This is a genomic window from Marinobacter sp. Arc7-DN-1 (genome assembly GCF_003441595.1).
Classification (GTDB): domain Bacteria; phylum Pseudomonadota; class Gammaproteobacteria; order Pseudomonadales; family Oleiphilaceae; genus Marinobacter; species Marinobacter metalliresistant.
Map to the genome: position 1 here is coordinate 2,747,199 of NZ_CP031848.1, position 13,917 is coordinate 2,761,115.

General features: G+C 59.1%; 14 protein-coding genes. 9 read left to right on the forward strand and 5 right to left on the reverse strand.

The annotated features are described in order from the left end of the window. The first annotated feature begins 6 nt into the window (after window positions 1-6). The 5 genes from rlmE (at window position 7) to D0851_RS12935 (ending at window position 4,114) form a co-directional block, all read left to right on the forward strand. Entirely contained in the window at window positions 7-627 is a 621-nt protein-coding gene (gene rlmE / locus D0851_RS12920) for a 23S rRNA (uridine(2552)-2'-O)-methyltransferase RlmE (protein ID WP_117619001.1), read from the forward strand. A 134-nt stretch (window positions 628-761) separates the two neighbouring features. Continuing rightward, window positions 762-1,799 carry an NAD(P)H-dependent flavin oxidoreductase gene (locus D0851_RS12925; RefSeq protein WP_117620403.1) on the forward strand — a complete coding sequence of 346 codons (1,038 nt, stop codon included), beginning with the start codon at window positions 762-764 and terminating at the stop codon, window positions 1,797-1,799. Continuing rightward, on the forward strand, window positions 1,796-1,927 hold the full coding sequence (locus D0851_RS20840) for a hypothetical protein (protein WP_264756447.1): 132 nt from the start codon (window positions 1,796-1,798) through the stop codon (window positions 1,925-1,927). The genes D0851_RS12925 and D0851_RS20840 overlap by 4 nt, the downstream gene beginning before the upstream one ends. 116 nt (window positions 1,928-2,043) lie before the next feature. Continuing rightward, window positions 2,044-3,570, forward strand: a complete 1,527-nt coding sequence (locus D0851_RS12930; protein ID WP_117619002.1) for a flavin-containing monooxygenase — start codon at window positions 2,044-2,046, stop codon at window positions 3,568-3,570. An 88-nt stretch (window positions 3,571-3,658) separates the two neighbouring features. After that, window positions 3,659-4,114, forward strand: a complete 456-nt coding sequence (locus D0851_RS12935) for a DUF302 domain-containing protein (protein ID WP_117619003.1) — start codon at window positions 3,659-3,661, stop codon at window positions 4,112-4,114. A 27-nt stretch (window positions 4,115-4,141) separates the two neighbouring features. Here the strand turns inward: D0851_RS12935 and D0851_RS12940 are convergent, their stop codons facing one another. Beyond that, window positions 4,142-4,999, reverse strand: coding sequence for a TlpA disulfide reductase family protein (locus tag D0851_RS12940; RefSeq protein WP_117619004.1), 858 nt, complete (start codon window positions 4,997-4,999; stop codon window positions 4,142-4,144). A 528-nt stretch (window positions 5,000-5,527) separates the two neighbouring features. On the opposite strand from D0851_RS12940, the gene D0851_RS12945 reads away from it, so the two are divergent. Then, the gene (locus tag D0851_RS12945; protein WP_117619005.1) at window positions 5,528-6,850 is read left to right on the forward strand and encodes a DEAD/DEAH box helicase; all 1,323 of its coding nucleotides are present in this window, start codon (window positions 5,528-5,530) and stop codon (window positions 6,848-6,850) included. Window positions 6,851-6,998: 148 nt separating this feature from the next. Here D0851_RS12945 and D0851_RS12950 read toward each other — a convergent pair whose 3' ends face one another. Together D0851_RS12950 and D0851_RS12955 are read right to left on the reverse strand one after the other, a co-directional pair. Continuing rightward, complete coding sequence (locus D0851_RS12950; protein ID WP_117619006.1) at window positions 6,999-7,715, reverse strand: OmpW/AlkL family protein; 717 nt, start codon at window positions 7,713-7,715, stop codon at window positions 6,999-7,001. A 145-nt stretch (window positions 7,716-7,860) separates the two neighbouring features. Beyond that, window positions 7,861-8,343, reverse strand: a complete 483-nt coding sequence (locus D0851_RS12955) for a winged helix-turn-helix transcriptional regulator (RefSeq protein WP_117619007.1) — start codon at window positions 8,341-8,343, stop codon at window positions 7,861-7,863. A gap of 89 nt (window positions 8,344-8,432) precedes the next feature. On the opposite strand from D0851_RS12955, the gene D0851_RS12960 reads away from it, so the two are divergent. Together D0851_RS12960 and bamE are read left to right on the forward strand one after the other, a co-directional pair. Then, window positions 8,433-9,545, forward strand: a complete 1,113-nt coding sequence (locus tag D0851_RS12960) for an NADH:flavin oxidoreductase (RefSeq protein WP_117619008.1) — start codon at window positions 8,433-8,435, stop codon at window positions 9,543-9,545. 149 nt (window positions 9,546-9,694) lie between these two features. Then, window positions 9,695-10,000 (forward strand): outer membrane protein assembly factor BamE, encoded by a 306-nt coding sequence (bamE, locus tag D0851_RS12965; protein ID WP_117620404.1) that lies wholly within the window; start codon window positions 9,695-9,697, stop codon window positions 9,998-10,000. Between the two features lie 30 nt (window positions 10,001-10,030). On the opposite strand, the gene pntB is transcribed toward bamE, so the two are convergent. Both pntB and D0851_RS12975 read right to left on the reverse strand, forming a co-directional pair. Beyond that, window positions 10,031-11,425: a Re/Si-specific NAD(P)(+) transhydrogenase subunit beta gene (gene pntB, locus D0851_RS12970; protein ID WP_117619009.1), complete on the reverse strand. Its 1,395-nt coding sequence runs from the start codon at window positions 11,423-11,425 to the stop codon at window positions 10,031-10,033. 12 nt (window positions 11,426-11,437) lie between these two features. Beyond that, on the reverse strand, window positions 11,438-13,015 hold the full coding sequence (locus tag D0851_RS12975; RefSeq protein WP_117619010.1) for a Re/Si-specific NAD(P)(+) transhydrogenase subunit alpha: 1,578 nt from the start codon (window positions 13,013-13,015) through the stop codon (window positions 11,438-11,440). Between the two features lie 267 nt (window positions 13,016-13,282). On the opposite strand from D0851_RS12975, the gene D0851_RS12980 reads away from it, so the two are divergent. Beyond that, complete coding sequence (locus tag D0851_RS12980; RefSeq protein WP_117619011.1) at window positions 13,283-13,906, forward strand: MarC family protein; 624 nt, start codon at window positions 13,283-13,285, stop codon at window positions 13,904-13,906. Window positions 13,907-13,917 lie beyond the last annotated feature (11 nt).

Here is a 13,917-nt window from a genome sequence, read left to right on the forward strand (position 1 = left end):
GTCCCTATGGCCCGATCCAAAAGCAGTAACCGCTGGCTTGAAGAGCATGTGAACGACCCCTTCGTGAAGCAGGCGCAGGTGGACGGCTACCGCTCCCGTGCCAGTTACAAGCTCCTTGAAATCAACAAGAAGGACCGCCTGATCCGCCCCAACATGGTGGTCATGGATCTCGGTTCGGCACCGGGCGGCTGGTCCCAGGTGGCGGCAAATCTGGTGGGCCATAAGGGCCGCGTGATTGCCTCTGACATACTGCCCATGGATGCCATTGCCGGTGTGGAATTCATTCAGGGGGACTTCACCGAGAATGATGTGTTTGACGCCATCATGGCCACCCTGGGTAATGACCCTGTGGACCTGGTGATTTCCGACATGGCACCCAACATCAGTGGGGTCACCGTAGCCGATCAGGCTTCGTCCATGTATCTGGTAGAACTGGCGCTGGACATGGCCTGTCAGGTGCTCAAGCCCAAAGGCAGCTTCCTCGCCAAGGTGTTTCAGGGTGAGGGTTATGACGAGTATCTGAAATCAGTACGCGCTGTGTTCGACAAGGTCGTGGTACGCAAGCCCGACTCCTCCCGTGCCCGCTCCCGGGAAGTCTACGTCCTGGGCAAGGGCTTCAAGGGCTGACTCAGCCTGTTGCCCTTTCGAAACCCTGCATCCAGGAAGGCGACATAGTTGTCGGTGTGCACCCGGCACTCCGTGGCTCAATTGCGATAATTGTGGCAGGCTGAAGCCTTTTTCAGGGAGAGGGGATGACCGTTATGACGCTGCAAGATTTGCTGGGTACCGAGTTGCCGATCATTCAGGCACCCATGGCGGGTGTTCAGGGAAGTGATCTGGCTCTGGCGGTATCAAACGCTGGCGGACTGGGTTCGCTGCCCTGTGCCATGCTGGGCCCCGGGGCGCTCAGATCCGAGCTGGAGGCCCTGCGGGCCGGTACCGACAAACCCTTCAACGTCAATTTCTTCGCCCATACCTCGCCAGTACCGAGCGACGCCCGGGAACAGGCCTGGCGGGAGGCGTTGTCCCCTTACTACAGCGCGTTCGGTATTGACCCCCAGACCATTCCTGCCGGGGGTGGCCGCACGCCTTTCAGCGCGGAAGCCGCTGCTCTGGTAGAGGAGTTCCGGCCGGCGGTGGTGAGTTTCCATTTCGGGCTACCGGATGCCACATTGCTGCAACGGGTCAAGGCGGCCGGCGCGAAGGTATTGTCGACAGCTACGACGGTTGAAGAAGCGCTTTGGCTGGAGCAGCAAGGGGCAGACGCCATCATCGCCCAGGGGCTGGAAGCCGGTGGCCATCGCGGTATTTTCCTGACCAGGGACATGTCCACGCAGATGGGCACCTTTGCCCTGTTACCCCAGGTGGTGGGCGCAGTAAAGGTTCCGGTAATCGCAGCAGGCGGCATTGCCGACGCCGGTGGTATTCGTGCGGCCATGGATCTGGGGGCGGTAGGCGTTCAGCTCGGGACCGCTTTCCTGCTGTGCCCGGAGGCTACCACCAGGCCCATTCACCGGGAGGCACTGAAAAGCCCGCAAGTCCGCCACACCGCTATCACCAACCTGTTTTCCGGCGGCCCGGCGCGGGGCATCATGAACCGAGTGATGCGGGAGTTGGGGCCGGTCGCAGAGGTGGCGCCTGAATTCCCGCTGGCGACCTCGGCCATCGCTCCGCTCCGGGCGGCGGCTGAAGCCAAAGGCTCCGGTGATTTCACCCCCCTGTGGTCGGGACAGAACGCCAGCGGCTGCCGGGAGATTCCCGCCGGGCAGCTGATCCGGCAGCTCGCCGGCGAGCTATGACTGATCTGATCGCAGAACTGTCCCTGGCCGAGGGGCTGGGCCAGCTTTTTTGGCCTGGTTGCCTGGGTTACCTGGAAATCGATCACGGACGTCTTTCCGAGCACTACGCCCCCGGGTCAGACGACTGACTGAAACAACCAGGGTCCGAGACCACTTTGGCCAATTTCCGCATAGCCCGGCCTGAGCTATCTTGATTGCAGACCATTGATTACCAAAAGCGGACTGGAATCCGAGAGGGCAGGTAATGGGCAAGCAGCATTTCGATGTACTGATCATCGGCGCCGGCGTTTCCGGCATTGGCATGGCGTGTCACCTGAAGCGTGAGTGCCCGGGCAAGTCGTTTGCCATCCTGGAGCGCCGGCAGTCCCTGGGTGGCACCTGGGATCTGTTCCGTTATCCCGGTATCCGGTCCGATTCGGACATGTTCACTTTCGGCTACGACTTCCGGCCCTGGACCGGCGGCAAGGTGCTGGCGGACGGTGCCTCCATCAAGGATTATGTGCGCGAGACGGCCAGAGAGCATGATGTTGAGCGCCACATCCGCTACGGACTGGCGGTGAAAACGGCAGACTGGTCCGGTATGGACAAGTGCTGGAAGCTCTCCGCCCGCAATGAAGCTACCGGTGAAACCGCAACCTTCACCGCCAGTTTCCTGATCGGTTGTACCGGCTATTACAACTATGACCAGGGCTATAAACCGGATTTTCCGGGTGAGAACGATTTCCGCGGCCGGATTGTGCACCCGCAACACTGGCCGGAAGATCTCGATTACACCGGCAGGAAGGTGGTGGTAATCGGCAGTGGTGCAACCGCCATTACCCTGGTGCCGACCATGGCGGAGAAGGCCGCCCATGTCACCATGCTTCAGCGCTCGCCCACCTACCTGATATCCTTGCCATCGACCGACAAGGTTACCCTGGCCCTGCAGAAGTTTTTGCCAGAGAAGACCGCTTACCGGCTTACCCGGGCCCGGAATATTGCGATTTCCCGTTTTCTTTACCTGCGTTCCAGAAAAAGCCCCCGGTTCATGCGGCGCCTGTTTCTCGGAATTATCAAGCGGCAGGTGGCCGGAAGGGCCGACATGCGGCACTTTACACCGGACTACAACCCGTGGGACCAGCGCCTGTGCGTGGTGAAGGACGGGGATCTGTTCCAGGCAATGAAAGCCGGCAGGGCATCTATCGCCACTGATCACATTGAGTGTTTCACCGAAACCGGGATCCGCCTGAAATCCGGTGAAGAGCTTGAGGCAGACATCATCATCCCGGCCACCGGCCTTGATATCCAGATGCTGGGAGGCATTCGGCCGACGGTGGATGGCCAGGAAGTGGTGATGAAAGACAAGGTCATCTACAAGAACGTGATGGTGGAGGGCGTCCCCAACGCCGGCATGATCTTCGGCTACACCAATATTTCCTGGACCCTGAAGGTGGATGTTGCGGCGGAATACCTGTGCCGCCTGATGAATCTGATGGACAGACAGGGTTACCGAACCGTGGTTGCCAGGGATACGGAAAACAGCCGTGCCGAAGACACCATCCTTGGTTCCCTCAACTCCGGCTACATTCGCCGCGCGGCCGACCGCTTGCCTCGCCAGGGCACCCATGGTCCCTGGAAATCTTCACAGAATTATCTGGAGGATGTGAAAATCCTGCGTTTCGAGCCGATTGAAGACGGCTATCTGGAGTTCGACGGCACACGAACCCCTGCCAGAGCGAGTGAATCCAGTGGCTGCCTGCGACCAATCCGCTCGGCTCTGTTTGGGGCCTGATCAGTCAACGGCGGAATGAATCACTTCCCGGCGTACCGCGGCCAGATGTCCTATGCTCAAACTGTCATCACAAGCTTTGGAGGATACTATGCGCTGCATTCTGAAATCGGTTCTGGTGGTTTCGACCCTGTTTTTTGCCACCCTGACCCTGGGTGCTGAAGGTCTGGTAACCGTCAAAAGCAGTCACGACGTCAAGGCCACGGTGGACAAACTTGAGTCCGTATTGAAGGACAAGGGCATGACCGTAATGGCCCGTGTGAATCATCAGCAAGGCGCCAAGAAGGCAGGGCTGGAGCTTCGCCCGACCGAAGTGCTGATTTTCGGAAACCCCAAAGTCGGCACGCCGCTGATGCAGTGTGCCCAGAGCGTGGCCATTGATCTGCCTCAGAAAGCGCTGATCTGGGAAGATGAAAATGGCGATACCTGGCTGGCTTACAATGATCTGGACTACCTGAAGTCCCGCCACGGTATCGAGGGTTGTGACGAGGTGCTTGAAAAGGTGAGTGGCGCCCTGGCCGCATTCGCCAAAGCCGCCACGGAATGATCCTTCGCACCCTACATTGTTAGATTGTTACGACTGGATAATGGCGAGCCTGATGGTTTCATCCTCCACGCTTTGGCTGGCGTCGAAGCGTTCAAGGCCTTGGGCCAGGCTGGCTCTGGAAAGTTCGCCCATATGGCTGTCCACCAGTTTGCCCTGGGCATTGTAGAACAGAGTGGTTGGAAGACCCTGGCTGCCGATGGCCCGGGCCAGCCCTCCCTGGCGGTCGCTGAGCACATGGTTCAGATTGAGGTTCTGTTGGCTGAGAAACCGGCTAATGGTCTCAGGGTGCTCACCCTGGTTGGCAAAGACAAAGTTGACCCCGGGGTAGCGGTTCTGGGCATCTTCCAGAACCGGCATTTCGCGAATGCAGGGAGGGCACCAGGTTGCCCAGAGATTAACCACCGTGGGTTGCCCCCGGGCAAGGGAGTCCAGACTGACCGGTTGCTCGTTCAGGTTGGTCAGGGCTACGTCGGGCAGGCCCTGGGTCTGGTCATCAATCAGGGCAATCACTCCGGTTGTGAAGCCCCAGATCAACAGGCCCGAGGCCACAGCGAACCCCAGTGGCCGGCGGATGTTGGTGCGGCGCCAGAGAAGGTAGCCGGTGAAAATCAGTGCTACCACGAGGCCGGATACCAGATCGAAGCCGCCATCACGAATGTCGATAATGCCCAGCCAGTCGTCCTGATAGTGTTCAAAGTAACGGACTACAAAGCCAAGGCGGGCGCCCACCATGGCAGCGAGGAAAATATCGGCAAGGGGACCGGCGATCGGGAGCTTTTCCTTGCGGCCGGCCAATGCTCCGACAATCAGGGCCACGATAAACGCCAGAAGCAGTAACAGATGTCCTATGGAAAGGCTGAAAGGGCCAACACCTACACTGAGCATGACTTCTCCGGTCATCGGGTGGTTTTCGTTGCGGCAAGGCGACTAGTGTCCCGTCTGGCTAATTCGCTAACCTACTGCGCAGCGCCCTTCGGGAGCCACTGAGGGCCTTGATAGCCGCGTTGCGCCGCCTCGATTTGGAACCACCAAACCTTCATCACCGCGCCTTGCTCTCAAGGCCCTCAGTGGCTCAGTAGGTTAGCGAATTAGCCAGACGGGGCACTGTGACCACTGACATAGGCGTGAGTTCCATCTTTCTGCTTTTCGCTGAAAAATAAAGAGCCTGCTAACTAAAAGCATCTATGGCTATTTCGAAGGTCCTCTGTTACTGTGCCCGCATCCTGCCTCTAGGGATTCCGCAGTTCAAGGCTTTAAGCCCGTGCGACCTTTCCATACGACCTGTCAGAGGACGTCACCCCGATACCGGCGCGTGACTGTAGTCGTCTTTTATTCCATGAATGTTCATGGTATCTGCCCGCATTCGCCGAAACCGGTGTTCGTGGAGGCAGAACAATCAAGAGTTGATTCTATATGAGTTTTTCTTCACTCGGTTTGTCCGAGCAGCTGGTCCGTGCCACCACCGATCAGGGTTATGAAACACCGTCCCCAATTCAGGCCCAGGCCATCCCCGCCGTTCTTTCCGGCCGGGATGTGATGGCTGCCGCCCAGACTGGCACCGGCAAAACCGCCGGTTTCACCCTGCCGCTGTTGCAGCGTCTTGGCGAAACCTCCCGTACCGGCAAGGGGCCCCGTGCCCTGATCCTCACGCCGACCCGGGAGTTGGCGGCACAGGTTCACGACAGCGTGAATCTTTACAGCAAATACGTTCCTACCAAGGCCGCTGTGGTTTTCGGTGGTGTGAAAATCAATCCGCAGATGATGAAGCTGCGCAAGGGTCTGGACGTATTGGTGGCAACACCGGGCCGGCTGATGGACCTGTATCAGCAAAACGCTGTGCGCTTCAACGAAGTGGAAATTCTGGTGCTGGACGAAGCCGACCGAATGCTGGACATGGGCTTTATCCGCGACATCCGCAAGATTCTTGCGCTGTTGCCGGCCAAGCGCCAGAACCTGCTGTTCTCCGCCACCTTCTCTAACGAGATCCGTACTCTTGCGGAAGGCCTGCTGGATAACCCGGTGCAGGTGGAAGTAGCGGCCCGTAACACCGCTGCGGAAAACATCAGGCAGTCTGTCTACCCGGTGGATCAGAGCCAGAAAACGGCGCTGCTGAGCAAGCTGGTACGTGACAATAGCTGGGACCAGGTACTGGTCTTTACCCGTACCAAGCACGGCGCCAACCGCCTGACCCAGAAGCTGGAGAAGGACGGTATTACCGCCGCCGCCATTCACGGCAACAAGTCGCAGGGTGCCCGCACCCGTGCGCTGGCTGACTTCAAGGCCGGCGAAGTGCGTGTGCTGGTGGCGACGGACATCGCAGCCCGTGGTCTGGACATCAAGCAACTGCCCCAGGTAGTGAACTTTGAACTGCCCAACGTACCGGAAGATTACGTGCACCGTATCGGCCGTACCGGCCGTGCTGGTGAGAGCGGTCATGCGTTGTCACTGGTGAGTGCGGATGAAGGCAAACTACTGACGGGTATCGAACGGCTGATCAAGAAGCAGTTGCCGCGCAAGAGCATGGAAGGCTTCGAGCCCACCAACAACCTGCCGCTGAAGCCCAAGGCCAAGGCAGACCCCAGCCGCGCCCGTACCCGCAGTAGTAACGGCGCTGGCAATGGCCGGCCCGGAGGCAAGCCGAAAAGCTTTGGGGACAAGCCAGGTGGCCGCAGTGGTGGCCGGAGCCAGAATGGCGGCGGTCAGCGAAGCCGCTCAGCCCAGCGCCAGAGTGCCTGAGGCCGGTCAGGACAGTTCAGGAAGGCGGAGCAGATGCTCCGCCTTCCTGTTTCTGGCGGACAAAAAAAGGCGGGGCCGGAGGGCCCCGCACAGGAGAGCGCACCTTTCGTCAGCCAACAGACCGTGGCGACTGACGGAGGCACGGGGATCAAAACTTGTAGGACAGGCCTACCATGTAGACCCAGGGGTCGATATCAACGTCAATGGTGCTGGTGTCTGCTTTAGTGTTGCCAGCGTAGGCGTTGATGGTGGCCTCGGTATCGATGTCTGCGTACCAGATAGCGGCGTTTACACCGATGTTGTCTGTGACCATGTAATCCAGGCCAATCTCAGCTGCCAAGCCAAAGCTGTCATCCAGTTCGATGTCGGTGCGGTCCACGCCTGAGGCGAGTGTTGCATAGGTATCGGTCAGAGTCTGGGTGGTTTTCTCTTCAAAGAAGTTGGTGTAGTTCACGCCAACGCCAACATAAGGCTGGAACTTGCTGCCACTTGGCATCGGGAAGTATTGCAGCGTGATGGTTGGCGGCAGTTGCTTGGTTTCGGCCAGTTTGCCAGCGCCACCCAGAATGGATCCATCACCTTCAATGTTGTGCTTGAACGGCGTCGCGCCCAGAACACCCAGAGCAATCTGATCAGTGAACATATAGCTCACGGTCAGGCCCAACTGAGTGTTGGAATCAACGCTAACCTTGGCGCCGTCAAGCTCACCAAGAGCGTTGGAGTTCAAATTGCTGCTGGAGGAATCCGGATCAACAGTCACCACGCCAACGCGGCCAATAAAATCACCAGCTTCGTACGCTTGAACAGCCGGCGCCGCAGCCATAACCGCTGCAGCCAGAACACCAAGTTTAAATGTGCGGGACATATCCATCTCCTTAACCTGAATCGTTGATGGCTTCAGATTAGTGGCAGCGGAGAAAGGAAACTTGATTTAGCGCAAGATTGGCCGGGCAGGGGGCCTGGTTTGATCGCCAGATTGACGTAGCTCAAGAAATCGGGCGGCGCTGCGATTACTGCGGAGAGTCAGGCTGAGTTCTTTTGCCTTCGGGCAGACTCTCGTCTGGTACGAACACATCACGGATAGTCAGGGGATTACCGTCGGCATTCTGGACTTCAACCGCCTGAATCGGGCGGCCGGTGGCACGGTCGCGCAGGTCCAGGAGTGTCTGGTCCGGGGCGGGATTCCATTTGTCGCCCCACTGGCGCAGGGCAATCACCACCGGGAACAGATCCCGGCCTTTCTCGGTCAGGCGGTATTCAAAGCGGGAGCCGTGTTCGCCGACATCCACCTTGCGCAACACCTCGTTATCCACCAGCCGGGCCAGGCGATCGCAGAGGATGTTCTTGGCAATGCCCAGTTCCTGCTGGAAATCCACGAATCGGCGGGTGCCGTACATGGCGTGCAGCACAATCAGCAGGGACCACCAGTCACCCACTTCATTGAGGGCACGGGCGACGGAGCAACTGGAGTCATCAAAACGTTTTCTGGCCATGGTGGGAGTGTACTGAATAGGGTTGCATTTTAAAACCAGATTCAATATGGTTGCTTAACGAAACCAAACTAGTGAGGTTGCACATTACCATGAGCATGAATCTTGGCCCGCTTTTCGAACCTTTTGAGCTCCACAATCTCAAGCTGCGGAACCGGGTGGCGATGGCACCGATGACCCGCAACTTCTCGCCTGATGGTGTGCCGGGTGAGGATGTTGTGGCCTATTATCAGCGCCGCGCCGAAGCCGGCGTTGGTCTGATCATTACCGAAGGCACTACAGTAAATCACCCCGCCGCCAGTGGTTATCCCAATGTGCCGGCATTTCATGGTTCCGACGCCCTTCAAGGCTGGAAAAACGTTGTTGATGCCGTGCACGAAGCCGGTGGAGCCATTTTCCCGCAACTCTGGCACGTTGGCGCCGTACGCAAGGAAGGCACACCTCCGGATCCTTCGGTGCCCGGTTACAGCCCATCCGGTCTGTTTGGCCCTGGCAAGCCCAACGGCAAAGCCATGACCAAAGAGGATATTGAGGATGTCGTCACCGCCTTTGCCGATGCGGCGCAGGATGCGAAAGCCCTCGGTTTTGACGGTGTAGAGATCCACGGCGCCCATGGTTACCTGCTGGATCAGTTCCTTTGGGAAGGCACCAACCAGCGTGACGACAAATACGGCGGCAGCATGGAAAACCGCCTGCGTTTCGTGGTCGAGGTTGTTGAGGCGGTTCGTCACCGGGTAGGCCCGGACTTCCCGATCATGTTGCGCTTTTCGCAATGGAAGCAGCAGGATTATGAGGCGAAACTGGTGAACACCCCGGAACAGCTCGAGCAGTTCCTAACGCCCCTGGTGGAAGCCGGTGTGGACATTTTTCACGCCTCCACGCGCCGTTTCTGGGAGCCGGAATTCAAAGGTTCGAACCTGAACCTCGCCGGCTGGACCCGGAAGCTGTCCGGTAAACCGACCATGTCGGTTGGCAGTGTCGGGCTCACTGAAGACTTTATCAGCGGGACCTTTGCCAGCAAGCAGGAAGCCGTTGAGAAGGCCGGCATCGATGAGCTGGTGGAGCGCATGAACAACCATGAGTTCGAGTTGATCGCCGTGGGTCGTGCGCTTCTGCAGGACCCGGAGTGGCTGGTCAAAGTGAAGGAAGGCCGCCTGAACGAGGTGGAATCCTTCGCCAGGAAGTCCCTCGCCAAGCTTTACTGATCGCCCCTTCGATCAGACCCTGCCGCAGCGCTTTCGGGCCTGCGGCTTTTTTGTGGCCCCCGGCGAACCTGTCGTCTTCGTAATCGCGTCTGAACTGAGACACGTTATGATGGATGAAATTCACCCGAAAGTGAGGGCCCCGTATGACGATGATTGGTTCGGTTAAAGTACTGTTTGTGGCACTGGTGATGGCGGCGATGGTGGGCTGTGCGACCGTTGGAAAGGATTTTGCCACCCACAACGTCGATCAGATACAGATTGGAGAAACCACGCGGGCAGACATCCAGGAGATGTTCGGCGAGCCCTGGCGCACCGGGATCGAGGACGGCAAACGTACCTGGACCTACGGCAAGTACAAGTGGTCGGCCTTCGGTGACGCGGAAACCACCGATCTGGTGGTGCGATTCAGCCAGGACGGCACCGTGTCGTCCTACGTGTACAACACCACCGAATAAACTCCGTAGAAAACAGGCGTGGGGCTGTCCTCAGCCCCGCAACCCTCCTACCAGTTTATCGATGCTTTCCTTGGCATCGCCGAACAGCATGCGAGTGTTGTCCCTGAAGAACAGCGGGTTCTCAACACCGGAATAGCCTGTGGCCATGCCCCGCTTGAGAACAACCACCTGCCGGGCTTTCCAGACCTCCAGCACCGGCATACCGGCAATCGGACTGCCCGGGTCTTCGGCGGCTGCCGGATTCACCGTGTCGTTGGCGCCAATTACCAGCACCACATCGGTTTCCGGGAAATCGGCGTTGATCTCGTCCATTTCCAGCACAATGTCGTAAGGCACGTGGGCTTCGGCCAGCAGCACGTTCATGTGTCCGGGCAACCGGCCGGCCACCGGGTGGATGCCGAACCGCACGTTCGCGCCCCGCTCCCGGAGTATCTTCGTCATCTCGCTGACGCCATTCTGAGCCTGGGCCACCGCCATGCCGTAACCGGGCACAATAATCACCGAGTCGGCATTGCGCAGTTCTTCACAGACATCATCCACGCTGGATTCATGGACCGTCTGGTCCGAATCGGCCGCGCCCGCGCTGCTGGTGGTCTGGCCGAAGCCGCCAAGAATCACGCTGATGAACGAGCGGTTCATGGCCTTGCACATGATGTAACTGAGGATGGCGCCGCTGCTGCCCACCAGCGCACCGGTCACGATCAGCAGATCGTTGCCCAGCATGAAGCCGATGGACGCCGCTGCCCATCCGGAATAGCTGTTGAGCATGGACACCACCACCGGCATGTCGGCTCCGCCGATGGCCATGATCAGGTGAATACCGAGTACCGAGGCGATGGCGGTCATCAGCACCAGGGCAACGATGCCCAGCGCCGTACTGTCGGTGCCCAGGAACCAGACTCCCAGCAATACGCAGGCGATGATCGCCGCCAGGTTCATCAGGTGCCGGCCGGGCAGGGTCAGGGCCTTGCTGTCGATGCGGCCATCCAGCTTACCGCAGGCTACCAGTGACCCGGTGAAGGTGACGGCACCGATAAAGATGCCCACAAACACTTCCACCAGTTTGATGGTGTGCTCGGCTCCGGACCTTGCGCCCAACGGTTCGATGTAGCCGGAGAAGCCCACCAGCACCGCTGCCAGCCCGACAAAACTGTGCAGCAGGGCCACCAGTTGCGGCATCTGGGTCATTTCCACCTTGTTGGCGATGGGAATGCCAATGCCGGCGCCCAGCAGCACCGCAATCACGATGGCGATGATGCCGCCATCACCCACGCTGGCGAGGGTGGCCCCCACCGCGATGATGATGCCGGCGACCCCATAGAGGTTGCCCCGCCGTGCCGATTCCTGGTGGCTGAGGCCGCCCAGGCTGAGGATGAAGCAGATACTTGCGACCACGTAGGCCACGCTCACCAGTCCTGTACTCATATCGGGCGTCTCCTACCTGCGGAACATTTTGAGCATGCGATGGGTGACCCGGAAGCCGCCCCCCACGTTGATGCTGGCAATCAGCACCGCAACAAAGGCCATGATGCCGACGGCAAGGTTCTCTGCCTGGGCCAGATGCAGCATGGCACCGATCACGATGATGCCGCTGATGGCGTTGGTTACGCTCATCAGGGGGGTGTGCAGGGAGGGTGTCACGTTCCAGATTACCTGCCAGCCGATAAAGCAGGCCAGCACAAACACCGTGAAGTGTTGCAGGAAGCTTTCCGGCGCGTAGGCGCCAACCCCATAGAGCGCCAGCGCTGTTACCACCAGAAGCGTGCTCTTGCCAATCAGGCTGCGACGGTCGGCGTTCTTCTTTGCCGCGGCTTTGTCGGCGGCCGACGGTTCCTCTGTTCCGGGCGGCGGTGCGGAGCTGACGGGCGCCTCCGGCTGGGGTGGCGGCCAGGTAATGCTGTTGTCCCGAACCACGGTCAGGCCCCGGATGACGTCGTCCTCCATATTGACCAGGGGCTTACCATCTTTCTCCGGGGTCAGTTCGGTGAGCAGGTGCAACAGGTTGGTGGCGTACAGATCACTGGCCACCTTGGCCATCCGGCTGGGCAGGTCGGTGTAGCCGATCAGCGTAACGCCATGGTGATGGGCCACCGTGCCGGGTTCGGTGAGTTCGCAGTTGCCGCCGCGCTCGGAGGCCAGATCGACAATCACGCTGCCGGGTTTCATGGATTTGACCATATCGGCGGTGATCAGTTTCGGTGCCGGCTTGCCGGGAATCAGCGCGGTGGTGATGATGATGTCCACCTCCTCAGCCTGCTCCGCAAACAGCGCCATCTCCGCCTTGATGAACTCGTCGCTCATCTGCTTGGCGTAGCCGCCGGAACCGCTGCCATCCTCATCGTCGAAATCCAGTACCAGGAACTCGGCACCCATGCTCTCGACCTGTTCCTTCACCTCCAGCCGGGTGTCGAATGCCCGCACGATGGCACCCATGCTGTTGGCGGCACCAATGGCGGCAAGTCCCGCCACGCCGGCGCCAATCACCATGATCTTCGCCGGCGGCACTTTGCCAGCCGCCGTCACCTGGCCGGTAAAGAAACGCCCGAAGTGATTGGCCGCCTCAATCACCGCCCGATAGCCGGCGATGTTCGCCATGGCGCTGAGTGCATCCATCTTCTGGGCCCGGCTGATGCGGGGCAGGCTGTCGATGGCAAACGAGGTAATCTTCTTCGCCGCCAGCTTTTCCAGCAGCTCCGGATTCTGCGCCGGCCAGATATAGCTGACCAGAAACGCCCCTTCCTTCATCAGGTCCACTTCATGCCTGTTCAGGGAAGGGTTTTTCATCGGCGCGCGGACTTTCAGGATGAAATCCGCGTCCTGCCACAGCGACGTGGTATCAGCCGCTATGGCCGCGCCCACTTTCTCATAGGCCTCATCGGAGTAATTCGCGGCCTCGCCGGCGCCGCCTTCAACGACCACCTCGTAGCCAAGCCCGATAAGTTTGTGAACGGACGGTGGCGTGGCTGCCACCCGCCGCTCATCCTTGAAAATTTCCCTGGGGATACCGATTTTCATTGTTGGTATGTCCTCCGGATTGCCCGATGAACCAGTTACCTGGATACCTACATACCTACATACTAGTGCAGGTTGCCAGATCTGCCCGAAACTGCCGGTTGATGAAATGCCCGGTTTCCCGCTGTGCCGGTTCTCAATTGTTCAAGCAAACCTTGGGCTGCACCATGGAACAGTATCGCAAGCGCTTCATACGTCCACTTCCTTACGGCAGAAACCGTTGCAGCACGCTATGCTTGCCGGCTTTCTTTGAACCTTGGACTGCCCGGAATGCTTGAGACGTTTTTCTCCACCTTTATCAGCAGTACTGTTCGCTTTTTGTTCCTGCTGGCACCCTTTTTCGTGGTGACCATGTTCCTGGCACTGACCAGAGGATTGCCGGCACCCGAGAAGTCGTCGATCATCCGCCGTGCCTGTGTCTCGGCGTTTGTTCTGGGCGTGATTCTGTTCTTTGCCGGTCCGCTGCTGTTCAGCGCCATTGGTATCACCCTCAACTCCTTCCGGATCGGCGCAGGCAGTTTGCTGTTCCTGACCGCCATCAGTCTGGTCACCAGTGGCACCCGCAATCACGCCACCGGCTTGCCGGATGAAGATCGTGACGACATCGCCGTGGTGCCCCTGGCGATTCCGGTGATGATCGGCCCGGCGACCATTGGTGCGATTCTGGTGTACGGAGCGGAGCTGAAAACCGTCGCCGAAGTGTCCGGTGGGCTTCTCGGGCTGGTGTCCGGGTTGCTGATCCTCGGGGTTCTTTTGCACCTTTCCGGCTATCTGGAAAAGGTTCTGGGCAAGACCGGCCTCAACATTCTCTCGAAAATCAGTGGGCTGATTCTCTCCGCCATGGCTGCTGAAATTGTGCTGACGGGCATTGCGGGATTCATCGCCTCCACCTAGAGTATCGCGAG